This is a genomic window from Natranaerobius trueperi (assembly GCF_002216005.1).
GTDB lineage: Bacteria > Bacillota > Natranaerobiia > Natranaerobiales > Natranaerobiaceae > Natranaerobius_A > Natranaerobius_A trueperi.
Map to the genome: position 1 here is coordinate 56,805 of NZ_NIQC01000010.1, position 22,434 is coordinate 79,238.

The window sequence follows — 22,434 nt, forward strand, 5'->3', positions numbered from 1 at the left end:
GTCTATTGTAATATAAATATATAATACAACTTTTCACTATCATTGTCCAAAGTTTTTTTAGATTAGAAAATATTGAATTATATATTATAAAACGTTAATTCTACCCGAAAATAAAGGATTTACTCAAACAATATCACAGAAAAACTACAAATTTATAAAAAACATATTGATAGATATTAAAAGTATAATTTAAAAATAATACTTAATTTAACTGCTAAATTGCAATATTAAATTGAGCTAGTTTTCAACTGTAATATAAAAATTGTTACTCCAGTAGAACACTACACTGTTCTAAGAACGCCTCGTCCGGAGATAAGTAGCCAAGGATCCGTCTGGGTAAGGTATTGCACCAGGTTTAAACTCTAGCAATTGCTTGTGATGAAAAATCAGAGAGACTCTTCCCTTTTGGGATGAAACGTCTAATCAAGCCGGTATGTCGTTCGTTAGTTCCTCTTTCTCCAGAAGAGTAAGGATGTGCAAAGTAAACTTTGGTGTTACTAGTTTTCTCTAAAGATGCTAGATCTGCAAACTCTAGACCATTATCAGTAGTAAAGCTCTTGAAGACTTTTAAAAAACTATCACCCATTTCATAAGTCAGGTTTGCTAAAGTTTCTTGTACAGCTTCAGTCGTTTTAGCAGGAATCTTACGTATAATTTCTTTGCGAGTTTTCCTCTCAGTAATAGTTAGTAACACAGGTTCGGTTTTTGTTTTCTTACCAATCACGGTGTCAATTTCCCAGTGACCAAATACTTGACGATCATTTACTACTTTAGGTCGTTCGGTTCTTTTCATATATTCTTTTAGCTGTATCTAAATTTGACATAGTCTAATGCATTGATTTGAGTTACTGTGCCTCTTTTTAGTTCATTTCGAATAGTGTTTGATGCTCTATTTAAAATTTTTCCAATAGCGTACGGAGTGTAGCCTTGTTTATATAGTAACTTAATTTTTCCTCGCTCGAGATCATTTAGGTGTTTATTATTGCGGGAAGTTGGTGTATCATTAAAATGATCCATAGTGTGCACCCTTCCTGTAATTAGTTTTTTTCTGGCGAATTAATTATATTACAGTTGGGTCGATTATGGAGTTTTTTATTTAGTTCAATTTGATTTTACAATTAAGCACGTAATTATCAAAGCACAAATTTTAAAATTCTTAAAACAATTATGTTACGAATCTAACACTAGTATTACGATTATAACACATGATTTAGGAGTTGTTGCTGAATTAGCTGATCGTGTTATAGTAATGTATGCTGGTCAAATAGTAGAAGATACAGATGTATATTCATTATTTAAAAATCCCAAACATCCTTATACCCGAGGCTTACTTGAGAGTACTCCTACTTTAGATTCACGGAAAGAATTAACAAGCATTGAGGTACAGTACCTACCCTGGTAAAATGCCGAGTGGTTGTCGGTTTCATCCTAGATGTGTAGAAGCAAAGGATATATGTAAAGAGAGTGCTCCTAATTAGAGAGTGCGGGTAACCACAGAGTTCGCTGCTTTAAGAGTAATAATTATAAGAATGTGGCGATATAATGACAATTAAAAAGGTCCATTAATGGAGATAAATAATTTAACTAAGCACTTTAATATCTCAAGTGGAACTTTTAGGACCCAACAACTTAATGCGGTTGATAATATTAGTTTTAGATTATTTCAAGGTGAGACATTAGGAATTGTTGTGGTGAATCACGGTGTAGGAAATCCATAACTGGTAATTTGTTAATGCGGCTTTTAGAACCAACAGATGGGAAGATAATCTTTCAAAGTGAAGACTTTACTTCTCTTTTTGTAGAAAAATCTTAGAGAAAAAAGAAAAGATATTCAAATGATCTTTCAAGATCCTTTTTCATCCTTGAATCCACGTATGAAAGTTTTTGATATTGTTGCTGAACCCTTGAAAACTCATAATATAGCAAAAGGTCAAGAGCTACGAAAACAAGTGTTTGAATTATTATCTTCTGTAGGTTTAGGAAAAGAATTTGCTGATGATAGTTATCCTCATTTAGTGGGGGGCAAAGACAAAGGATAGGGATAGCTAGAGCCCTTGCTTTAAAACCTAAACTTATAGTTTGTGATGAACCAGTTTCTACTTTAGATGTTTCTATTCAATCACAAATCTCAAATTTATTAAAAAGGCTTCAAAAAGAATATGATTTAATGTATATTTTTATCGGTCATGGATTATCTGCTGTTAATTATATTAGTGATCGGATAGCGGTAATGTACTTAGGGCAAATAGTAGAAATAGGTAAATCTGAAGATATATTTAATAATCCAAGCATCCATATACTAAAGGATTAGTTTCAGCTTTACCAGTGTCTGACCCAACCATGAGAGATAACAAAGAAGAATTTATGCTTGAAGGAGATTTACCTAGTCCTATTGATCCACCAGAAGGTTGTAGATTTAATACACGGTGTCATTTTGCAAAAAAAGTTTGAGAAATACTTCTCCTCAAAATATTGTTTATAATAAAGGGGAAGAAAATGAACAATCTGTTTTATGTCACTTTCCAATAGACAAAATTTATAATAGGGCTATTTAAACTTAGGGTTAACTCTCTAAGTTTTTTATTCGATATTGACTTTAAATAATAAAAATGTATAATTTAAATATAATATAATGATTTTGTTTGTCAGATAAGCCTAGTCGAAAAAGGGTGTACTTTATTGAAATTAGGGTTTATTTTTAATTATAAGAAAACAAAAAAAGCAATTTTTGTAATAATAATTTACAGACTATTAAAGATTTGGATATTATTTGCGATTTTTAAAGAAACACCAATTATATGGGTGCCTACTACTTTTACAACAGCATTATTGCTTTTTTGGAATTTAAGAGCTAGTTTAAACAACTCAACAAAACAGATAGATAAAAAAGAGAGGAGCTAGAAAAATGCAAAAACAGAATAAAATTGAAGTAGTAGATAATGAGAAGGACCTTGTGAAAGATATTGATGGAAAAACTTATTGTCGGATTCCAATAAAAACTCATTTTGTAAAAGTTAATGAAAATTATATTGATTTGGTAAAAAAATATGTTTATCCAACCTACTTAGAAGGAGATATACTGATAGGTTCAGAAAAGGTATTAGCTTTATGTCAAGGTGATGTTATTTTTAAAGATGATCTACAAATAACACCCCTTGCTAAATTCTTATCTAAATTTGCTACTAAAAACCCAGCCGGGCCAGCAATGGATAATGTTTATAAGATGCAAACAGCAATTAATTTAGTTGGTCGAGCTAGAATTATAACTGCAGCATTTTTGGGCGCTGTTGGTAAATTGTTGGGTATTAGTGGCCTTTTTTACAAAGTAGCTGGTAAAGGTGTTCGAAATATTGATGGATTTTGTGTAGTAGGTTTTGATTATTATAGCGATAAAGGTATTTTGGCTCCAACAAATCCAAAATTAGCGTGTGAAAAGGTTAAAGAACAATTAGGTATTGATTGTGTGATAGTTGATGCAAATGATATTAACATAGAAATTTTAGGTAAAAATAAAGAAAATGCTTATTCAAATGAGTTAATTAAAAGAATTATAATAGATAACCCAGCAGGTCAAGGAGTTGAAATGACACCATTTATAATAATCCGAAAAAAAGATTTACAAAAAGAATATGACTCTAAATCTATTGTATGATAAAAGCCCGATATATCGGGCTTTTTTATTTAGGCTACTTCATAACCTGTATCTGTTATAACTGCTTTTAAATGTTCTTTTGTAATTTTAGATTTATCAAAAGAAATTGCTACTTTACCAGTATCGAGATCAACTTCAATGTTTTTAATTCCTTCTTTGCTTTTCAGAGTATTTTCAATAGCCATTTTGCAATGAGAACAGCTCATTCCCTTAACATTAAAAACAATTTTATCGTTTCCACAACAAGACATCTCAAACACCTCCTTTAAATATACCAATACCCCCCAATAGTAACCGGGGTGTATTTAGATTAACATTGGTTTTAAATTTTGTCAATTATAAGGTTACCATATCAAACTTTATCTATGATAATCATAGAAACTTAAATTTTGAACAATACTAAAAATGCGGTAATAATTTGTGATAGGAGGACTAAAATGAGTAAAGAAAACTCTATTTTAGATATAGCTATTATCGGTTGTGGTCCTGCTGGTCTTTCTGCTGCACTAAATGCAAAAGCTCGTAAAAAAGAAAGTATAATCTTTGGAAACGAAGTGTGTAGTCCAAAACTTCAAAAGGCGCCACATTTACATAATTATTTAGGTGTCGTAGATATTGATGGTAAAGAATTTCAAAAAAGAGCTGAAAGACAAGTGACAGATGCTGGTATTAAAATTTTAAGAAATAAAGTTGATAATATATTTCAAAAAGAAAATGGTTTTGAAATTGTCATAAAAGATCAAACGTATACTTCTAAAACTGTAATCTTAGCGACTGGAGTAGCTCAAGGACATGTTTTACCTGGAGAAGAGGATCTAGTAGGAAAAGGAGTTAGTTATTGTGGTACCTGTGATGCGCCATTGTTTTCAAACAAGACAGTTGCTATAATCGCTGAAGAAAAAGAAGGAATACAAGAAGCTGAGCTGCTTTCAGATATTTGTAAAAAGGTGTATTATCTAAAAGAACATGAAGGAGAGGTAAGTTTAGCGGACAATGTTGAAGTTATTAAAGAAAAGCCTAAGGCTATTCTTGGAAATAATAAAGTAACTCACCTTCAACTTATTAACAATAGGTTAGAATGTGATGGTATTTTTATAGTTAGAGACACAGTTCCTGCTAGCCATTTAGTTCAAGGTTTAGAAACTGAAGGATCAGCAATAAAGGTAAACAGAGATATGAGCACAAACATAAAAGGACTTTATGCTGCGGGTGATATAACAGGTTGGCCATATCAGTTAGGTAAAGCTGTAGGGGAAGGACAAATAGCAGCACTTAATGCCATTGACTATATCTCGTCGTAAAAAGTTGAATTATGGTAAGACTTTAAACAAATCCCTCTTTTTTATAATCATAGTTTTTTGCAATTGCTAAATACTAAAGATTAGAAAGAAGGAGAGGAGGGTTGTTTTACTCATGCGTGAAGGAAAATTATATAAAAGATATAGACCAGTAGAAAAACATGACACAGCTGCTTGGGCTAACATTAGAGGTTTAAAAGAAATATCTCAAGTCACGTTACCTGAAGATATTGAAGTAGAAAATGCTAAAGAGTGGGTTGATGGTAACCAAAAGTAACTTTTATTAAAAACATTTATGCTCCCTTGAGGTATCTAGAGAAATAACTCTGTTACCTGAAGGGAGCATTTTTACTTACTAGATTTTATTCTTTGTCAGGGTGTTCTGATAATTTTCTATATGTTTCAAATTTATCTTTTGAATCTTCTTCTGCCTGTTTAAATAGTTCATCTGCTACGTCAGGAAAAGCTTTCTTCAAGGAGGAATATCGTACCTCACTCATTAAGAAGTCTTCAAAAGATTCACTAGGTTCTTTTGAATCAAGTTGAAATGGATTTTTTCCTTCTTCTTTTAAAAGAGGGTTATATCTGTAAAGGTGCCAATAACCAGACTTAACTGCTCTTTTTTCTTGCATTATACTAGTACCCATTCCAGTTCTAATCCCGTGACTAATACAAGGTGAATAGGCTATAATTAACGAAGGTCCTGGATACTGCTCAGCTTCTGTTATAGCTTTTATAGTCTGGTTCATGTTAGCTCCTAGTGCTATTTGGGCTACATAAATATAACCATAACTCATAGCCATTAACCCTAAGTCCTTTTTACGTACTTTTTTGCCTGATGCTGCAAATTTAGCAACTGACGCAGTAGGAGAAGCTTTAGATGATTGACCACCTGTATTAGAATAAACTTCTGTGTCCATAACTAAAGCATTAACATCTTCACCTGATGCAAGAACATGATCAAGGCCTCCAAATCCGATGTCATATGCCCAGCCATCACCGCCTATCAGCCATTGGGAGCGCTTTACTAGATAATCTCTCTTTTCCATAATTTCAGTTAAAATCTCATTATCTAGATAATCATAATTGTCTAGATAAGATATGATTTCTTTTGATGCTTCTTTAGATTTTTCGCCATCATCTTTTGCTTCTAACCAATGTTTAAAGGCTTCTTTCAACTTATCATCAATACTAGTAGATTCAAGAGCTTTTTCCATTAAATCGGCTAACTTATTTCTGACATGTTCTGCACCTAACCACATTCCGTACCCATATTCAGCATTATCTTCAAATAGGGAGTTCGCCCATGCAGGACCTCTACCTTCACTATTAGTAGTGAACGGAATAGATGGTGCACTTGCACAGTAGATTGAAGAACAACCAGTAGCATTTGCAATTGTCATTCTGTCACCAAAAAGTTGGGTTAATAATCGATAATATGGTGTTTCACCACAACCAGGACAAGCTCCATGAAATTCAAATAAAGGTTGTGCAAATTGACTACCTTTTAAAGTATTAACTGACATTTTATCGGTTTTTTCAGTGATTGTTTTACAATACCCCCAATTTTCTTCTTGTTGTTCAATTTCTTGTTCAGCTGGCTCCATAATTAGAGCTTTCCCTTTAGCAGGACAAATATCAGCACAGTTACCGCAACCAGTACAGTCTAAAGGACTTATTTGAATACGATAATGTAGGCCTTTAAGAGGTTTACCTATAGCCTCCTTAGTCTTAAAAGTTTTTGGTGCCTTTTCTTTTTCTTCATCTGTCAATAAACAAGGTCGAATTACAGAGTGAGGACAGACTAGTGAACACTGATTACATTGAATACATTTATCAATCTGCCATTGTGGTATAGTCACTGCAATACCTCTTTTTTCATATGAGGTCGTACCTACTGGAAAAGTTCCATCCTCCATACCTGTAAATGCACTTGTAGGAAGTTCATCACCTTCGTGTCTAGCCATAGGTCTTTGGATATTTGTTACAAATTCGGGTTCTTCATCTATAGGTTCTTCATTTTCTGTAGCTTGTTTCCATGAATCTGGTACATTTACTTGTATAAGCTGCTCTATACCTTTGTCTATAGCTTTGTTATTCTTATCTACAACCTCTTGGCCTTTATCACCATAATTTTGCTCTACTGAATCTTTTAAAAATTTAATTGCATCATCAAGGGGAATGACCTGTGATAATTTGAAAAAGACAGTCTGCATAATCATATTTATTCTATTGCCCAGCCCAATTTCTCCAGCTATTGACATTGCGTCAATAATATAGAAATCTATATTGTTGTTAGCAATGTGATTTTTTAAAGAAACAGGTAGTTTTTCATCAAGTTCATCTTCTTTCCATGGGCAGTTAAGTACAAAAACCCCACCATCTTTAAGGCTTTTTGTTAAATCATAGTTATTTACAAAAGCAGGATTATGACAAGCGATATAGTCTGCTTCATATACTAGATATGGTGATTTTATAGGCTTCTCTCCAAAACGTAAGTGTGAAACAGTAGTACCTCCAGATTTTTTACTATCATATGAAAAATAGGCTTGTGCGTATAGATCGGTGTGATCACCTATAATTTTAATAGCACTTTTGTTTGCTCCAACAGTACCGTCAGATCCAAGTCCCCAAAATTTACAACTAATTGTACCTTCAGCAGTTGTTTCAATTGGGTCCTCTTCTGGAAGTGAAGTGTTTGAGACATCATCGACTATTCCAATAGTAAAGTGATTTTTTGGCTTTTCCTTAGTCAGGTTATTGAACACAGATAAGATCTGTGAAGGTCTAGTATCTTTTGATCCTAAACCATAGCGTCCGCCAACTATATCCGGTTTCTGATCAGCTCTATGAAAAGCATTAACTATATCTTGATATAAAGGCTCTCCTAAGGATCCTGGTTCTTTAGTTCGATCAAGCACTGCTATTTTTTCAACTGTACTAGGTAGTGCATTAAGGAAATGTTTTTGTGAGAATGGTCGATAAAGTCGAACTCTAATTGAACCAACTTTTCTTCCTTTTTTATTAAGATAGTCTACAGTTTCGTCAATAGTGTCACATACAGATCCCATTGCTACAATTACTTCTTTGGCATCAGAAGGACCATAATAATCAAATAAATTGTAGCGCCTACCAGTAATTTTTTCAATTTCGGTCATATAGTCTTTAACGATATCAGGCACTGCTTCATAGTAAGGATTGGCCACTTCTCTACCTTGAAAATAAATGTCTGGGTTTTGAGCTGTTCCTCTTACAACAGGACTTTCAGGCTTTAGAGCACGATTTCTAAACTCGCGAATTGCATTGTAGTCTACCAAGTCTTTAATATCATCAAATTCAATTACAGATATTTTTTGATATTCATGAGATGTTCTAAAGCCATCAAAAAAATGTAGAAAAGGCATTCTTGACCTAATTGAAGATAAATGAGATATACAACCAAGGTCCATCACTTCTTGTACATTAGAAGAAGCAAGCATAGCAAACCCAGTCTGGCGACAAGACATCACATCCTGATGATCACCAAATATTGATAGTGCATGGGTAGCAAGTGCCCTCGCACTGACATGGAAAACTCCAGGCAATAATTCGCCTACTAATTTATACATATTAGGGATCATCAATAATAAACCTTGAGATGCAGTATATGTAGTCGTTAGTGCACCTGTAGCTAAAGTTCCATGTAAAGTTCCAGCTGCACCAGCTTCTGATTGTAATTCAATAACTCGTACAGGTTGATCGAACATATTCTTTCTACCATGAGCTGACCATTTATCCATTAACTCAGCCATAGGTGAAGAAGGAGTAATAGGATAAATGGCAGCTACTTCAGTAAAAGGATAAGATATATAAGCTGCAGCATCGTTTCCATCTAAAGTTTGGATTTTATGTGACAACAATAAACCTCCTTTTTTGTTTATAATTCTTATCAGTTTTATTATTTGATGCTGAATTAGAATCATGCACTTGAATAAAACTTTGTTTTCAGTAATTTGACAAAATAGATCCAATAGATTGACAAAAAAAGATTAATTATAACACATTTTTTAGAAAATTTATAAATTCGGGAAGGATTTTACCAAAAAAAATAGAATATGTTAAGTGTGCAAATTTACAAAATGTTTAAATAATAAAAGGGAGGAGGGTAAATTTTTAACTCACAAGCTACAATTATCACTCAAATTAGATGTTATTAACTGAAAGGGGGACTTGTCTTGTCAGAAGAAAAAGTAGGTGCCGTTGGGTATATTGCTCTGATTTTAGTTATTGTGTTTTTCTCAGGTGTTATAGGTCAAACAGATGCTTTACCTGAACAGTTAGATATTTTAGACTTTCAAGCTATGTTAGGTAACTTTGGGGAAGTTTTAGGTCCAGATGGTGAAGGAACTACAACTTTTAGAGGTGAAGGTGGTTCGGCAGTTAGAGATGGTTTTCTTTTTTCACTTTGGTTAGTACCAACTGTTGTTTTTGCTCTAGCAATTGTTGAAATAGCAGAACATTTTAATGGTTTACAAGCTGCTAGAAAAATCTTAAGTCCTTTACTAAGACCTTTAGTAGGAATTCCTGGTCAAACTGGATTGGCTATGATAGCAGGATTACAAAGTACTGATGCTGTTGGTGGAATGATGAAAGATTTAAGAGACAAAGGTCAAATTACTGACCGAGAAAAAACTTTGATGGCAGCTTGGAGCTTTTCAGCTGGAGCTACAATAACTAATGCTCTAGCAACTGGTGCTGTTTTATATGGTCTAGCGGAACTGCCAGCACCTATGATTGTGCCTTTAGCACTTATGATAATTATGAAATTTTTTGGCGCTAATATTATGAGACTTTATTTAAATAAAGTCGATGGAAAGCCACAAGTAGAGAGGAGTGATGAAAGTGGCATCTCCCAATAAAGCAGATAGGCTTATAACACAAGTATTCGTTGATGGAGCACGAAAAGGTTGGAATGTATCTATAAATTCCATGCTCCCTAATGTTATTATGGCTTTCTTTATAATTCAAATTCTTGAAACAATAGGTTTATTAGATTTATTATCTTCTGCTTTTGGACCAGTTATGGCACTGTTTGGTTTACCAGGAGAAGCATTAGCAGTCCTACTTGGTGCTTTCATGTCTATGGGAGGTGGAGTAGGAGTTGCAGGTGGAATGTTTGCAGATGGCTATCTAAATGCTGAACACCTTTTAATTCTTTTTCCTGGAATCTTCTTGATGGGGTCATTAATTCAGTATATGGGTAGAATGTTAGGGACTGGTGAAGTAAATACGAGCCATTGGCCAATGCTTTTTGTAGTATCTATTATAAATGCTGTAATAGCTATGTTAATCATGGCATGGGTAATGTTACCAATTTTTTCATAAACATTTATAAGTCCCTTTCTTAGGTAAGCTTCTTACTTAAGAAAGGGACTTTAACTAGTATAAAGTCAGTGTTAAAAAATTTGTGAGGGGGTATTGGATGTTATTAATTAAAAACGTAAGTTTATTCTCTCCTGAATATGTTGGTAAGCGAGACATATTAATAGGTGAAGAAAAAGTCTTAAAAATTTCAGATGAAATCAATTTACCAGGTAAATGGGATGTAGAAGTTATTGATGGTAGTTCTTTATCTGCTGGTCCAGGTTTAATTGACCAACACGTTCATCTAATAGGCGGTGGAGGTGAAGGTGGACCAGAAACAAGAACTCCAGAGGTCAACCTATCACAATTTGTTGAAGGTGGTATTACAACTGCCATTGGACTTTTAGGCACTGATGGTTATACAAGACAGCTAGAGTCATTACTTATGAAAGTAAAAGGATTGAGGACTGAGGGTTTATCAGCTTGGATGTTTGTTGGATCATATCAAATACCAACACCAACATTAACCGGAAAAGTTACTACAGATATAGCTCAATATGAGGAAATTTTGGGTGTTGGAGAAATTGCAATATCTGATCATAGATCGTCTTCACCTACAGTACAAGAGCTGATTAAATTAGCAACTGAAACTCGAGTGGGCGCTATGTTAGGAAATAAACCAGGGGCAATTCATATCCATATGGGTGATGGGAAAAAACAGTTTAATCCTATTTTAGAAGTAGTTGAAAATAGTGATGTCCCGTTAAAACACTTTACACCAACCCATATTAATAGAAGTAAAAGAGTCTTTGATGAAGCTTTAGAGTTTGGAAAGCAAGGTGGTAACTTAGATATTACTTCAGGGATAAGTCCAGATGTAGGCTTTTCAGATGCGATAAAACCAAGTGAAGCAATTACTAAATTACTAGATGAGGGAATTTTATTAGAACAAATCACCGTTAGTTCAGATGGTAATGGCAGTATGCCAGACTTTGATGAAAATGGAAATTTAAGAGGGTTACTGGTTGCACCTGTTTCTTCTTTATATAAAGAGTTTAGAGATCTAACAGTAAAAGAAAATCTATCATTAGAAAAATCCTTCACAATTTTCACTAAAAATGTCGCTGATTTATTAGAGCTTCCTAAGAAAGGTAGAATAAGTGAGGGGTGTGATGCAGATATAATTCTTTTAGATGATAATTATGATTTAAAATATGTGATTTCTAGAGGAAATGTTATGATGGAGAATGGAGAAGTGATTAAGAAAGGAACCTTTGAATAAAAAATCATGCCCCCATAGATAGTAAAATGTACCCTAAAGAGTAGACACGAAAAGTCTATCAATTTCAGGGTACTTTTTTTTGTAGAATAGTAATTTCGGAAAAAATATTCCCAGGTGATAAAGGTGCTAAACAAGCAGGAAAGAGAAAACGTGAAGCAGCAGGAATAGTAATGCTTGACGATTTAGTGTCCAAAGATCACTTGGTCAGAAAAATAGATGAAACCATAGACTTTGATTTCATCTATGATTTAGTACAAGAATATTATTCAAAAGATAAAGGTCGTCCAAGCATAGATCCAGTATATTGATTAAAATGGTATTGGATTCAATATTTGTTTGGCATAAAATCAATGAGACAGACCATAAAAGAAATCGAAACCAATGTAGCGTACCGTTGGTTTTAGGTATTAGGTTATATGACACGAAACCTCACTTTTCAACTTTTGTAATAACTATGAACGTAGGTTTAGAGATACGAATGTTTTTTAGCAAATATTTACCGCATATTAAAAGAAGCAAGAGATCGAAGTTTTGATTCAGAAGTATTAATTGACTCAACGCGTGTTAAGCAAGTGTAAATAAAAAGAAATATATTGAACAGAAAGTTCGCACCGAAACCAGAGCATATCAGGAGAAGTAAACATCGATTATTTGCATACAACTGGCATGCTGCCATGTGATAGAAATGGCTTTGTACTAGTTAGTATTGTAGAAGCTGCAAATGTACATTACAGTCACGCGATTACGAACTTTCTTTTAGAACATGAAGTGAGTTCAGTAATGCCTTACAAACACCCTCAAACTCCGAAAGGATACTTTAGAAAACATGAGTACGTGTATGACGAGTACTATGATTGCTATATTTGTCCACAGGAACATATATTACATTACCAATAGAGAAGGTTACAGGGAGTATGCCTCTGATCCAAAAGTATGTTAAAATTGCCCTGATATAGATAAGTGTACCCAAAGTCTAACCAAAAAGAACTTAATAGCAAGACATATTTGGCAAGATGCTTTAGATGAAGCAGAACACCTAAGGCTACAGATTACACAAACAAATTTATGAAAAACGTAAGAATCCATTGAAAGAGTATTTGGTGATTTAAAAGAAAAGCATGATCTGCGATGGACTACACTTTGTGGGAAGGGGAAAGTGGCAGCGCAGGCGATGCTTGTTTTTGCTGCCATGAACCTGAAAAAGTTAGCGAACTGGTCCTCGAAAAAAAGAAGGGCAGTTCTTTTTTTATTTAAATTAAAAAGTTTAGAAAATAGTGTTTAGCATAGACTATATTAAAATCAGTGAAATTAGCTTTTTCTATAGTAAATAATTAAAATAATTTGTTATAATAATAAATAAAGTACTATATTAAGAGGTGATTTTGTGAGTGATATAATTAATCAATTGAAAAAAGGAATAGCAGAGGATAATATTAAAATTAATCATAGTTTAGCTTCATACACTACATTTAAAATTGGAGGTCCTGCAGATATTTTCTTAAGCCCTTCAAAAATCGAAGAAATTGAATGGGCACTAGAAGTAGCTAAAAAAGAAGATATTAATTATTACGTACTAGGAAATGGTTCTAATGTGCTTATAGATGATCAAGGTTTACGTGGAATGGTAATTTATTTAGGTGAAAACTATACAGATGTAAAAGTAAATGGTACTAATATTACAGCACAGAGTGGAGTTTCATTGAAAGAACTTAGTCTTTTAGCTTTAGAAAATAATTTGACTGGTCTAGAGTTCGCAGTGGGTATTCCTGGAACCCTTGGTGGAGGAGTTTACATGAACGCAGGGGCATATGGTGGACAGTTAGGCGATGCTATAGAAGAAGTTGTTTGTATAGTTCAAGGTAATATTAAAACTTATCAAAAAGATAGTATTGAATTTGGATATAGAAGCAGTACTTTTCAAAAAGAAGGAGCAGTAATTCTCGAAGGGGTCGTTTCTCTAGATAAAGATAAACATACAGAGATAAAAAAACTAATGGATGATTTTACACAGCGAAGAGAGGATAAGCAACCAGTTGAGATGGCTTCTGCAGGTTCGGTATTTAAACGTCCTGAAGGTTATTATGCTGGAAAACTTATTCAAGATAGTGGATTAAAGGGTCATAAAATTGGAGGAGCGCAAGTATCGACTAAACATTGTGGTTTTATAGTTAATATAGGTAATGCTTCTAGTAATGATGTAAAAAAAATGATTCAATATATCCAACAAACAGTTAAAGCAAAGTTTGGAGTCTCTTTAGAAAGAGAACTAAGATACTTAGGATAAAAAACAGTATTTTATCTACTAATGATAAGGTCATATAAGTAACAAATCAAGAATTTGGGTGATTAAATTAGCACTTTACATTTATAAGTAGTTTTTATATAGTAATTTGTACTAGGATTCACCTGTAATAGCGCTTCTCAAATATTAATTAGGAGGGTTGATCATGTTCGGTGGTAAGTTTGGCATGGGTGAACTAATAATTGTTTTGATTATAGCTTTAGTTATTTTTGGCCCTAGGAAACTTCCTGAACTTGGGAAAGCATTGGGTAAGGGACTAAAAGAATTTAGGGTAGCTACTAAAGAAATACAAGAGAGTGTTGAAGAAGTTGATAATGAGGTTAGAAACGCAACAGATGGAAAAGAAGAGACTGATAGTACTAAAAGCTAATTAGCAGTGGTTGGAGTGAAAATAAAGTGGGTGAAGATAATGACGAAAGAAGCTGGCAATATGACCTTTTTTCAGCATATAGGTGAATTAAGACAAAGGATAATTTGGACAATTTTAACTTTATTAGTAACTATGGCATTAGGGTTTACTGTTTCAGAACAAATTTTAGATTTTCTAATGGAGCCTGCTGAGAAGTTACATTATACTGAACCAGCTGAAGCTTTTTTAACACAGTTGAAAATTGCAATTGTAGCAGGTATTGTTATAGGTTCACCAGTGATTTTATATAATATTATTGCTTTCATTTTACCTGCACTTAACAAAAAAGAAAAACGATATTTGTTTATATCACTGCCATTTGCATTGATTTTATTTATAGTGGGAGTAAGTTTTGGTTATTTTATTATGCTACCAATTATCTATTCGTTTTTTATAGGTTTTGCTAGGGAAGGGACAGTCAAACCAATTATAACTTTAAGAAGTTATGTTTCTTTTGTACTAGGGTTACTTATACCCTTTGGTTTAGTATTTCAGCTCCCTATGGTTTCATTAATATTATCACAATTAGATGTTATAAATCCTAATTTTTTGAAGATTAATAGAAAAATTGTCCTATTTGTTATAGTTCTTGTAGCGGCTTTTTTAACACCACCTGATGTAATTTCACAAGCTTTAATGATAGTTCCTTTAGTTCTGCTTTTCGAGCTAAGTATATTAGTATCTAGTATTGTGTTTAAAAGGAAGAGTAAATGATAATATAAGCTTTAATTTGTGCTTAAGCCTAGAATTTGTTATGTTTCTAGGCTTTCAATTAACATGTTGGAAAATTACAAAAACACGAACATTTGTGAAGTTGTTAACGAAGTGTTATTATATAAAAGGTTTACTTATTGATTAAAAATAGGGGGAGACTGTCATGAGAAAATTTGAAACAGAAGTTCAAAAAATCAATCACGAAATTATGAGTGAACTAACCAAACTTGTTCTTGAGAATAAGTTATTAGATGAAATTAACGGCTTACCACAAAAAATTATATCAGGAAATAAAGCACGCTATCGATGCTGTGTTTACAAAGAACGAGCTATTATCACAGAGAGAGTTAGACTTGATATGGGACTTAGTCCAAACAATGACAAAGATAATACCTTTTTAAAGGATGATTATGAAAAAGCTGATCATAGGGTAGATAAGCCTGTTGTACAAGCTATGGATAAAGCTTGTGATGAATGCCCTATTAATCGGTTTACAGTAACTGAAGCTTGTCGAGGTTGTGTAGCTCACTATTGTTTAGAAAGTTGTCCAGTAGATGCAATCAGTTTAATTAACCGGCAAGCTTTTATCAATCAAGATAAATGTATTGAATGTGGGAAGTGTAAAAAGGCTTGTCCTTACAATGCTATTTCTGATGTAAGACGTCCATGTAGTACAGTTTGTGTTGTTGATGCTGTTAAAGTAAATAGTGATAGAAAGATTCATATAGAACAGGATCAATGTCTTAGCTGCGGGGCTTGTATTGATGGGTGTCCTTTTGGTGCCATAGCTTCTAAGTCAAATATTATATCATTTTTAGAAGATACTGCTGGAGGAGATAAAATTCATGCTATTATTGCACCATCTATAGTTGGACAATTTGGCCCTAAAGTAGAAGTTTCTCAAATATTTGAAGCTCTCAAAGATTTAGGAATGGACTCAGTACATGAGGCTGCTAAGGGGGCAGATATTGTAGCTTATCATGAGGCTAAAGAATTCAATTCATATATAGATGAACTAAAATTTATGATGAGTTCTTGCTGTCCTGTATTTGTTAATTTAGTTAAAAAGTTCTACCCAGAGTTAGCTAGTCATTTATCTACTACTGTTTCTCCTATGGTTGCTTTAGGGCGTAAATTTAGAAAAGAATATCCAGAAGATAAAATTGTTTTTATTGGTCCGTGTATAGCTAAGAAAGATGAAGCCGTTGAAAGAGAGTTACAAGATGCTATAGATTATGTATTAACATTTGAAGAGATTTGTGCTGTTTTTGAAGGGGCTGGTATAAATCCGTCTGACTATGATATAGAAAAAGATGATACTGTTGTAAGTCGTCTTGGAAGAAACTTTGCTAAGAGCGGTGGTGTTGGAGAAGCTGTAAAAAGTACTGTAACAGAGTTAGACCCTAGTCGAGAAGTGAGAATAACTAGATGTAATGGTTTAGAAGAGTGTAAAAAAGTATTAGATTCTATAAAGAAGGGTGGTACAGATTTTAATTTTATCGAAGGTATGGGGTGTCAAGAAGGATGTATAGGAGGTCCTGGAAATTTAGTAAGGCCTCATAAATTAAAAAACATGTTAAAAAAATTCGGTGAAGAATCATCTTACAATAGTGTAGTTTCAGTTCAAGAAAATGAAATGGATCTGAAGTTAACTAGATCACATAAAGAGTAGGATGTTTATGTTGGTATTAGAGTTTTAGTGTAGTACAGGGTTGTCTCAAAAGTGTAATTTTTGGGACAACCCTGATTCGTGTTTGCCCTGCATGGGCGGTAGCTAGGCAGTGAAAGTCCGCTACAGGCTTGGTGGTAGGAACTGTTAGCAGATGGCAAGGGCGTCCATCGTGAGGTGGAGTCTGCAGGAAGCCTAATACAAAATCTCGGTCTGACGAACAGATGTACATGTTAACTTAAAAGTACCCCACCATTTCAGTTGAAAAATCCCCCACTTTAGAATAGAATCCCCTTGTATGTTATTTAATCTAAAGGGGGTTCGAGGGAGGATGATAACATTGAAAGATAAACAAACAATAATTTTAAAACATTACCATGATGGCAAATCACAAAGGGCAATTCATCGAGAGACTGAGATTGATAGAAAAACAGTCAGGAAATACATTAAAGAAGAATACTATGCAAATAGAGCTGAACTATTAAATGGGAAAAACCGAAGTGAGGAATTAGTACAAAATATAGTGGAAAACCAAAATATGATACTAGCAACCGTAGTAAAGTAAAATTAACCGATGAAGTATTAGATCAAATTAAGTACCATCTTCAAGAAAATTCTTGTAAAAGTTTTTTGAACTGTTGATAAATACACCAAAAAAGCACTCAGGATACTCTGGAAAAATTCTGTCTAAGATAGCTAGCACTTTGTTTTTCAAATCGCCAACACTTCTAACAAGATTAAACGGTGTCTGGAAAGAGTTTGAAGCTTCATAACAGTTTCAGACGCTAGCTCTGACTGTGGTAGTCGTCCAAAGCGTGCCATATCAGCTAAGATAAAAGCATCTTTTAGATCTGTTTTCGTTTGGAAAAACATGACTAAGATACCTCTCTTCTACAAAATATTGACAGGGCCAGTACTCAGCACCTCACAAGTCTCGACCTTGCTTGTTACTCGAGGCATACAGCAAGCTGCATCCACAACGTGCTCATTCGAGAAATCTTATGAGGGCGGGGGCTCCTATCTCTATACCAGGACAGATTGACTTCCCATGGAGGAAACTCGAAGCCCCTGCCTCATTGGAGATATGAGCTATTCAAAGCTAATATCTCCATGTGGTTGTCAAAGATCAGTGAATTCTTGACTAACAATAGTGCCGTCGGAAATCTAACTATATTGTACAAGGAGGGAATTATGATAGATCCAGAAAAAGCTTATAAAAAAATATTAGAAAATACAAGTAGAACTGTTGAATTAAAACCTTGTTCATTAACAGATTCAATTGGAAAAATTCTAGGTGAAGATGTTTTTGCTACTGAAAACATACCACCATTTGATAAATCGACTTTTGATGGGTTTGCATTTGCATCTAAAAAAACAAAAAATGCTTCAGCTGAAAAGCCAATAACATTCGAAGTAGCGACACAAATCCCTGCTGGAGAAACAATAATTAAAAACAAGTATGGTAAATTAGAAGGAAAAGCTGTTCGTATAATGACAGGTGCTCCATTACCAGAGGGGTTTGATTGTGTGATTCCTTTTGAAAAAGTAGAGGGTTATAATGATAAAATTGTGTTAAAAATACCACTTTTTTATAAAGAGAATGTTTCATCTAAAGGTGAGGAAATTAAAAAGGGTGAAAAAGTTCTAGAAGCAGGTACTAAGATATCGCCTTTTCATATTGGGGTATTGTCTTCTTTAGGTTTTAGGGAAATTAAAATTAAGAAAGCCCCTACAATTGGAATAATAACTACAGGAAATGAATTAGTAGAAGTAGAAAAAACATTGGAAAAGGGTAAGATTAGAAATAGTAATAAATATTATCTTTTATCTTACTTACAAAGTATTGGTTATAAAACTTTGTTTTATGGTAATGTTCATGATTCATTAGATGATTTAAAACAAAAATTTCATAAAGCATTAACAAAAGTAGATTTTTTAATAACAACAGGAGGTGTTTCTGTAGGTGATTATGACTTAGTTCCGAGAGCGCTAAAGGAAATAGGTGCTACCCAAATTTTCTGGAGAGTTAATATGAAACCTGGAAAATTTATGCATTTTTCTATATTTAATAACGTTCCTATTTTTTCACTTTCAGGAAATCCTGCAGCAATGACAACGTCTTTTAAAACTATGGTTGAGAAACCTTTGTTAAAAAGTAATGGGTATTCTAACATTGGTAACGAATTAATGTCAGAGTCTGTTTCAGCTTTTTTAAAACAAAGTTTAAAAAAGAATTCTTGTTCTCATTGGCGATTGATAAGAGCTAGAAGATGGATTGAAGATGGTAAATTATATTGTAAACCAGTAGAGAAAGACAAGACTGGGATTTCTTCAACTATTATAGGCGCAAACGGTATTATAGTTATTCCACCTTATAGCTCACCGGTTAAGGAGAATGATCTAGTAGATTTTCTTTCATTTAATGAATTGAAGGAGGAGTTTTAATATGCGACCAGTAATTTCAGTGGTTGGTAAATCAAAAAGTGGAAAAACCACTTTGGTATGTAAATTAATAAGAGAGCTAAAAAGTAGAGGGTATAAAGTTTCTACTGTAAAGCATGATGTGCACGGTTTTGATATAGATAAGCCTGGTAAAGATACATGGAAACACGGAGAAGCTGGTGCTTCAACAGTTGTCATATCTTCGCCAACTAAAATGGCTATGATACAACAGTTAGAACAAGAAAAAACATTAGATGAGATCCTTGAAAAAATTGAAGATGCTGATATTATATTAACAGAAGGATATAAGCGAGAAGATAAACCTAAAATAGAGGTTGTAAAAACAGATAGAAGTACAAAACCTGTATGTAATCCGAGTGAGTTAGTAGCCATAGCTAGTAATGACAAAAATTTTGAATTTGAAAAAACTCCTGTATATCACTGGGATGATGCTAGAGGCTTAGCTAAACTAATTGAAAAAGAATTTCTGTCTAATACTTAATAATCATCACTTTGGGAAGATTTTACTTCCAAAGTGGTTTTTTTATGTTTGCCCTGCATGGGGGGTAACTCGGCGGTGAAAGTCCGCTACAGGCATGGTGGTAGGAACTGTTAGCAGATGGCAAGGTCATCCACCGCGAGGTGGAGTCTGAAGGAAGCCTAATGCAAACTCTCGGTCTGACTAACAGAAACCACATACAAGGCATATGTAGAGCGGATAAGTGTGCACTACAACACAAAGTCCAATACCACCCGAACCCTACGGTGTAAATGTGGCAGATATATGAGAGGAAAGTTACCGTTCTTAACAGGGGAGGTCTTACGGGGGTTGCCGACAAGAGGGTTTAACCAACAGCCCACAGCGACAAATCTACAGTGATGTACGACTGACTGAACCGTAAGAAGTCAGCCGAGGTCATAGTACCGGATACGGGAAGGACCGAACAATGGTAGTCTTTTAAACTAGAGAGAAGGTGAGATAGTGCAAAGAGAGCAGAAAACTGTGAAAACAGGCTACCCTTGCGAGGGTATGGTGGAACCAGAGAGTACCAAGGGAGCGCGGCGTACTAACTCACTGGAACCTAGCAAGAAAGACGGTGCAGAAAGTTTACTTGATAAATTACTACACACAGGAAATTTAAATGCAGCTTATAAAAGAGTAAAGCAAAATAGAGGTGCAGCAGGTGTTGACGGGATGACAGTCGATGAGCTAATGCCATACTTAAAAGAAAATAAGTGCGAGGTACTGCACTCAAATCCATTGAACCGCCAAGTACCGAACGGTACGGTTGGTGGCGTGAGAGGTAGGTAGATAAATTAATTATCTACCTCCTACTCGATTAGATATTGACATTATAATGATAGAACCTTAAAATTTATTTAGATATCCGAAACATTAAAGGGGACCTGAGTATGAGTACTAAAACAACAGCAGATAAAAATACAAAATCTGTTTTTTTAGAAGGTGATAATCTTAGCAATAAAGATATAAGAAAAAAAGTTGTTCTTCTTGCTTGGCCAGCTATAGTTGAAATGTTTTTAATGACATTTAAACAAATAGTTGATAGTTCAATGGTTGGACGGCTTAATGAAGAATCAATTGCTGCAGTAGGTTTATCCATGTCACCCATGATGTTTTTCATGGGGCTTTTTGCTGCTTTAGGGGTTGGAGCTACTGCAGTAGTAGCAAGACATATTGGTGCTAAACAGTATGAAGAAGCAAATTTGGCAGGTAGGCAATCAGTAATCATGAGTGTTTCAGTTGCAGTTTTAATAACACTGATACTTTTTCCACTAGCACCCATAATTATTAATCTAATGGGTGCTGAAACAGAAGTGATACCTTTAGGGACAAGTTATCTTCGTATTATAAGTGCGGGAATATTATTTATTTCAACTACTTTTATTTTAAGTGGTGTATTAAGAGGCTCAGGTGATACTAAAACACCTATGCGTGTTAATGCTATAGCAAATATAGCTAATATCATTTTAAACTTCTTTTTTATATTTGAAACTAGAGAAATGATGTTATTAGGATTAGAATTTAAAATGCCAGGAGTAGGAATGGGTGTACAAGGGGCAGCTCTTGGAACAAGCCTCTCACGGGCTATAGCTGGGATATTAGTTGTTAAAACACTTTTAAAAGGCAAATCTGTAATTAAAATCAAATTAACTGATTCATTTAAACCAGATTTTCCTATGATTAAAAGAATTGTAAAAGTGGGAATTCCAACAGCTATTGAAAGGATGGCAATGAGTTCAGGACAAGTTTTATTCACAAGAATAGTAGCTTCTTTAGGTACTACATCTATGGCTGCTCATCACTTAGCTATAAATGCTGAATCACTTTCCTTTATGCCAGGATTTGGTTTTTCAATGGCAGCTACTACCCTTGTCGGACAGGGGTTAGGAGCCAAAGATTCAAAACTTGCAGAACGTTGTGGTTATGAAACTTGGAGACTAGGTATGGCTGTTATGAGTTTTATGGGGATAATATTCTTGTTCTTCCCAGAAGTGATCATGAACTTTCTAACAAATGAACCTGAAGTAAGAGAGTTAGGAGCTATGTGTCTTCGAATAGTTGCTATAGCTCAACCACCTTTCGCTACTGCAATTATTATGTCAGGTGGACTTAGAGGTGCGGGTGATACAACCTTTCCAGCTGTTTCTGCAGCTATTGGTATGTTAGGAGTGCGATTAGTTTTGGCATTATTCTTCGCGTTTATTTTGGAATGGGGTCTTTTTGGTGCATGGCTTGCTATGGCTAGTGATTTATATGTACGCGGCCTAATTATTTTCTTTCGTTTTAAGTCTGGAAGATGGAAAGAAATTGATGTATAGAAAAGTGTTGACTTATTAGCGTTAACTTGTTAAAATCTTAAATAACAATTTCATAATAGTTACCTCGTCTCTCAAATATGAGATGGGGTAGAGGTTGCGAACTGTCAAAAGTACCTAAGAAGAGTTTGGGTAAAACTAAGATTCTTAGGGAAAGGGAAGTTCGCCGAAGCTTTGATCTTCTACCCAGAGTTCAAAGTTGGGACTGTACTTAATATGTACAGGACTGTCTTCAGGTAGATTTCCCATCTATCTGAGGTGTGCTCTCCATTTTAGGGAAATTGAGGGATGAGATGACTAATCGTGTTTTTGCATATCAAGTCATCGGAAATATTTCCCGATGACTTTTTTTAGTTTGCCCTGCATGGGCGGTAGCTAGGCGGTGAAAGTCCGCTACAGGCTTGGTGGTAGGAACTGTTAGCAAATGGCAAGGGCGTCCATCGTGAGGTGGAGTCTGAAGGAAGCCTGATGCAAAATCTCGGTCT

Annotated in this window: 23 protein-coding genes, 3 pseudogenes and 1 riboswitch; of the genes and pseudogenes, 22 read left to right on the plus strand and 4 right to left on the minus strand. The window is 34.3% G+C overall.

Translation table 11 applies throughout. The features are described from left to right. Positions 1-265 precede the first annotated feature (265 nt). Positions 266-1,017, minus strand: a pseudogene (locus CDO51_RS06025) (IS30 family transposase). 232 nt (positions 1,018-1,249) lie between these two features. Between CDO51_RS06025 and CDO51_RS14920 the strand changes: the two are divergent. The 7 genes from CDO51_RS14920 to CDO51_RS06045 all read left to right on the plus strand — a co-directional run bounded on the left by CDO51_RS14920 (position 1,250) and on the right by CDO51_RS06045 (position 3,652). Further along, positions 1,250-1,402: an oligopeptide/dipeptide ABC transporter ATP-binding protein gene (locus CDO51_RS14920; protein WP_276206993.1), complete on the plus strand. Its 153-nt coding sequence runs from the start codon at positions 1,250-1,252 to the stop codon at positions 1,400-1,402. A gap of 163 nt (positions 1,403-1,565) precedes the next feature. Further along, positions 1,566-1,718, plus strand: a complete 153-nt coding sequence (locus tag CDO51_RS14180) for a hypothetical protein (RefSeq protein WP_205842126.1) — start codon at positions 1,566-1,568, stop codon at positions 1,716-1,718. Between the two features lie 117 nt (positions 1,719-1,835). Then, positions 1,836-2,039: a hypothetical protein gene (locus CDO51_RS14185; protein ID WP_205842127.1), complete on the plus strand. Its 204-nt coding sequence runs from the start codon at positions 1,836-1,838 to the stop codon at positions 2,037-2,039. A gap of 128 nt (positions 2,040-2,167) precedes the next feature. Beyond that, positions 2,168-2,311: a hypothetical protein gene (locus CDO51_RS14600; RefSeq protein ID WP_240503498.1), complete on the plus strand. Its 144-nt coding sequence runs from the start codon at positions 2,168-2,170 to the stop codon at positions 2,309-2,311. A gap of 29 nt (positions 2,312-2,340) precedes the next feature. Continuing rightward, positions 2,341-2,451 (plus strand): ABC transporter ATP-binding protein, encoded by a 111-nt coding sequence (locus CDO51_RS14195; RefSeq protein ID WP_240503499.1) that lies wholly within the window; start codon positions 2,341-2,343, stop codon positions 2,449-2,451. Positions 2,452-2,679: 228 nt separating this feature from the next. Then, positions 2,680-2,901, plus strand: a complete 222-nt coding sequence (locus CDO51_RS06040; RefSeq protein ID WP_089023405.1) for a hypothetical protein — start codon at positions 2,680-2,682, stop codon at positions 2,899-2,901. Between the two features lie 4 nt (positions 2,902-2,905). Beyond that, complete coding sequence (locus tag CDO51_RS06045; protein WP_089023406.1) at positions 2,906-3,652, plus strand: F420-0--gamma-glutamyl ligase; 747 nt, start codon at positions 2,906-2,908, stop codon at positions 3,650-3,652. A gap of 29 nt (positions 3,653-3,681) precedes the next feature. On the opposite strand, the gene CDO51_RS06050 is transcribed toward CDO51_RS06045, so the two are convergent. Then, positions 3,682-3,903, minus strand: a complete 222-nt coding sequence (locus CDO51_RS06050; RefSeq protein ID WP_089023407.1) for a copper ion binding protein — start codon at positions 3,901-3,903, stop codon at positions 3,682-3,684. 186 nt (positions 3,904-4,089) lie between these two features. On the opposite strand from CDO51_RS06050, the gene CDO51_RS06055 reads away from it, so the two are divergent. After that, positions 4,090-4,953: an NAD(P)/FAD-dependent oxidoreductase gene (locus tag CDO51_RS06055; protein ID WP_089023408.1), complete on the plus strand. Its 864-nt coding sequence runs from the start codon at positions 4,090-4,092 to the stop codon at positions 4,951-4,953. A gap of 112 nt (positions 4,954-5,065) precedes the next feature. Beyond that, positions 5,066-5,227, plus strand: a complete 162-nt coding sequence (locus CDO51_RS06060) for a CDIF630_02480 family spore surface protein (RefSeq protein WP_089023409.1) — start codon at positions 5,066-5,068, stop codon at positions 5,225-5,227. Between the two features lie 85 nt (positions 5,228-5,312). Here CDO51_RS06060 and nifJ read toward each other — a convergent pair whose 3' ends face one another. Beyond that, on the minus strand, positions 5,313-8,846 hold the full coding sequence (gene nifJ / locus CDO51_RS06065) for a pyruvate:ferredoxin (flavodoxin) oxidoreductase (RefSeq protein WP_240503500.1): 3,534 nt from the start codon (positions 8,844-8,846) through the stop codon (positions 5,313-5,315). A 318-nt stretch (positions 8,847-9,164) separates the two neighbouring features. Here nifJ and CDO51_RS06070 point away from each other — a divergent pair, with 318 nt between their 5' ends. The 9 genes and pseudogenes from CDO51_RS06070 to CDO51_RS06110 all read left to right on the plus strand — a co-directional run bounded on the left by CDO51_RS06070 (position 9,165) and on the right by CDO51_RS06110 (position 17,234). Beyond that, the gene (locus CDO51_RS06070; protein WP_240503501.1) at positions 9,165-9,848 is read left to right on the plus strand and encodes a nucleoside recognition domain-containing protein; all 684 of its coding nucleotides are present in this window, start codon (positions 9,165-9,167) and stop codon (positions 9,846-9,848) included. Beyond that, on the plus strand, positions 9,832-10,314 hold the full coding sequence (locus CDO51_RS06075; RefSeq protein ID WP_240503502.1) for a YjiG family protein: 483 nt from the start codon (positions 9,832-9,834) through the stop codon (positions 10,312-10,314). Before CDO51_RS06070 ends, CDO51_RS06075 begins: the two co-directional genes overlap by 17 nt. Before the next feature lie 97 nt (positions 10,315-10,411). Continuing rightward, a complete protein-coding gene (gene iadA / locus CDO51_RS06080) occupies positions 10,412-11,575 on the plus strand; it encodes a beta-aspartyl-peptidase (protein ID WP_089023413.1) in 1,164 nt (387 codons plus the stop codon). Between the two features lie 170 nt (positions 11,576-11,745). Continuing rightward, positions 11,746-12,803, plus strand: a pseudogene (locus CDO51_RS15330) (transposase); the annotation flags it as partial. A 156-nt stretch (positions 12,804-12,959) separates the two neighbouring features. Further along, complete coding sequence (gene murB / locus CDO51_RS06090; RefSeq protein ID WP_089023414.1) at positions 12,960-13,859, plus strand: UDP-N-acetylmuramate dehydrogenase; 900 nt, start codon at positions 12,960-12,962, stop codon at positions 13,857-13,859. A 163-nt stretch (positions 13,860-14,022) separates the two neighbouring features. Then, positions 14,023-14,247 (plus strand): twin-arginine translocase TatA/TatE family subunit, encoded by a 225-nt coding sequence (gene tatA / locus CDO51_RS06095; protein ID WP_089023415.1) that lies wholly within the window; start codon positions 14,023-14,025, stop codon positions 14,245-14,247. Between the two features lie 39 nt (positions 14,248-14,286). Next, on the plus strand, positions 14,287-15,000 hold the full coding sequence (gene tatC / locus CDO51_RS06100; RefSeq protein ID WP_089023416.1) for a twin-arginine translocase subunit TatC: 714 nt from the start codon (positions 14,287-14,289) through the stop codon (positions 14,998-15,000). Positions 15,001-15,163: 163 nt separating this feature from the next. Beyond that, a complete protein-coding gene (locus tag CDO51_RS06105) occupies positions 15,164-16,672 on the plus strand; it encodes a 4Fe-4S dicluster domain-containing protein (RefSeq protein ID WP_089023417.1) in 1,509 nt (502 codons plus the stop codon). A 337-nt stretch (positions 16,673-17,009) separates the two neighbouring features. Further along, positions 17,010-17,234: a hypothetical protein gene (locus CDO51_RS06110; RefSeq protein WP_089023418.1), complete on the plus strand. Its 225-nt coding sequence runs from the start codon at positions 17,010-17,012 to the stop codon at positions 17,232-17,234. A gap of 45 nt (positions 17,235-17,279) precedes the next feature. Here CDO51_RS06110 and CDO51_RS14615 read toward each other — a convergent pair. Beyond that, a pseudogene (locus CDO51_RS14615) lies at positions 17,280-17,533 on the minus strand (IS110 family transposase); the annotation flags it as partial. Positions 17,534-17,860: 327 nt separating this feature from the next. Between CDO51_RS14615 and CDO51_RS06120 the strand changes: the two are divergent. The 4 genes from CDO51_RS06120 to CDO51_RS06135 all read left to right on the plus strand — a co-directional run bounded on the left by CDO51_RS06120 (position 17,861) and on the right by CDO51_RS06135 (position 21,952). Beyond that, the gene (locus CDO51_RS06120) at positions 17,861-19,114 is read left to right on the plus strand and encodes a molybdopterin molybdotransferase MoeA (protein ID WP_158212341.1); all 1,254 of its coding nucleotides are present in this window, start codon (positions 17,861-17,863) and stop codon (positions 19,112-19,114) included. A 1-nt stretch (position 19,115) separates the two neighbouring features. After that, positions 19,116-19,613 carry a molybdopterin-guanine dinucleotide biosynthesis protein B gene (gene mobB / locus CDO51_RS06125; RefSeq protein WP_089023421.1) on the plus strand — a complete coding sequence of 166 codons (498 nt, stop codon included), beginning with the start codon at positions 19,116-19,118 and terminating at the stop codon, positions 19,611-19,613. Positions 19,614-20,114: 501 nt separating this feature from the next. After that, entirely contained in the window at positions 20,115-20,423 is a 309-nt protein-coding gene (locus CDO51_RS06130) for a hypothetical protein (protein ID WP_205842129.1), read from the plus strand. 101 nt (positions 20,424-20,524) lie between these two features. Continuing rightward, complete coding sequence (locus CDO51_RS06135) at positions 20,525-21,952, plus strand: MATE family efflux transporter (RefSeq protein ID WP_089023423.1); 1,428 nt, start codon at positions 20,525-20,527, stop codon at positions 21,950-21,952. A gap of 80 nt (positions 21,953-22,032) precedes the next feature. Next, a riboswitch (Lysine riboswitch) is annotated at positions 22,033-22,223 on the plus strand. Positions 22,224-22,434 lie beyond the last annotated feature (211 nt).

What these genes read in the sequence shown, in the direction of transcription:
- CDO51_RS06135 (WP_089023423.1), top strand. Translation starts at nt 20,525, where the DNA reads ATGAGTACTAAAACAACAGCAGATAAAAATACAAAATCTGTTTTTTTA.
- CDO51_RS06045 (WP_089023406.1), top strand. Translation starts at nt 2,906, where the DNA reads ATGCAAAAACAGAATAAAATTGAAGTAGTAGATAATGAGAAGGACCTT.
- CDO51_RS06105 (WP_089023417.1), top strand. Translation starts at nt 15,164, where the DNA reads ATGAGAAAATTTGAAACAGAAGTTCAAAAAATCAATCACGAAATTATG.
- CDO51_RS06060 (WP_089023409.1), top strand. Translation starts at nt 5,066, where the DNA reads ATGCGTGAAGGAAAATTATATAAAAGATATAGACCAGTAGAAAAACAT.
- tatA (WP_089023415.1), top strand. Translation starts at nt 14,023, where the DNA reads ATGTTCGGTGGTAAGTTTGGCATGGGTGAACTAATAATTGTTTTGATT.
- CDO51_RS06055 (WP_089023408.1), top strand. Translation starts at nt 4,090, where the DNA reads ATGAGTAAAGAAAACTCTATTTTAGATATAGCTATTATCGGTTGTGGT.
- CDO51_RS14185 (WP_205842127.1), top strand. Translation starts at nt 1,836, where the DNA reads ATGATCTTTCAAGATCCTTTTTCATCCTTGAATCCACGTATGAAAGTT.
- CDO51_RS06050 (WP_089023407.1), bottom strand. Translation starts at nt 3,903, where the DNA reads ATGTCTTGTTGTGGAAACGATAAAATTGTTTTTAATGTTAAGGGAATG.
- CDO51_RS14920 (WP_276206993.1), top strand. Translation starts at nt 1,250, where the DNA reads ATGTATGCTGGTCAAATAGTAGAAGATACAGATGTATATTCATTATTT.
- CDO51_RS14180 (WP_205842126.1), top strand. Translation starts at nt 1,566, where the DNA reads ATGGAGATAAATAATTTAACTAAGCACTTTAATATCTCAAGTGGAACT.
- tatC (WP_089023416.1), top strand. Translation starts at nt 14,287, where the DNA reads ATGACGAAAGAAGCTGGCAATATGACCTTTTTTCAGCATATAGGTGAA.
- CDO51_RS14195 (WP_240503499.1), top strand. Translation starts at nt 2,341, where the DNA reads ATGAGAGATAACAAAGAAGAATTTATGCTTGAAGGAGATTTACCTAGT.
- mobB (WP_089023421.1), top strand. Translation starts at nt 19,116, where the DNA reads ATGCGACCAGTAATTTCAGTGGTTGGTAAATCAAAAAGTGGAAAAACC.
- iadA (WP_089023413.1), top strand. Translation starts at nt 10,412, where the DNA reads ATGTTATTAATTAAAAACGTAAGTTTATTCTCTCCTGAATATGTTGGT.
- CDO51_RS06120 (WP_158212341.1), top strand. Translation starts at nt 17,861, where the DNA reads ATGATAGATCCAGAAAAAGCTTATAAAAAAATATTAGAAAATACAAGT.
- CDO51_RS14600 (WP_240503498.1), top strand. Translation starts at nt 2,168, where the DNA reads ATGTATATTTTTATCGGTCATGGATTATCTGCTGTTAATTATATTAGT.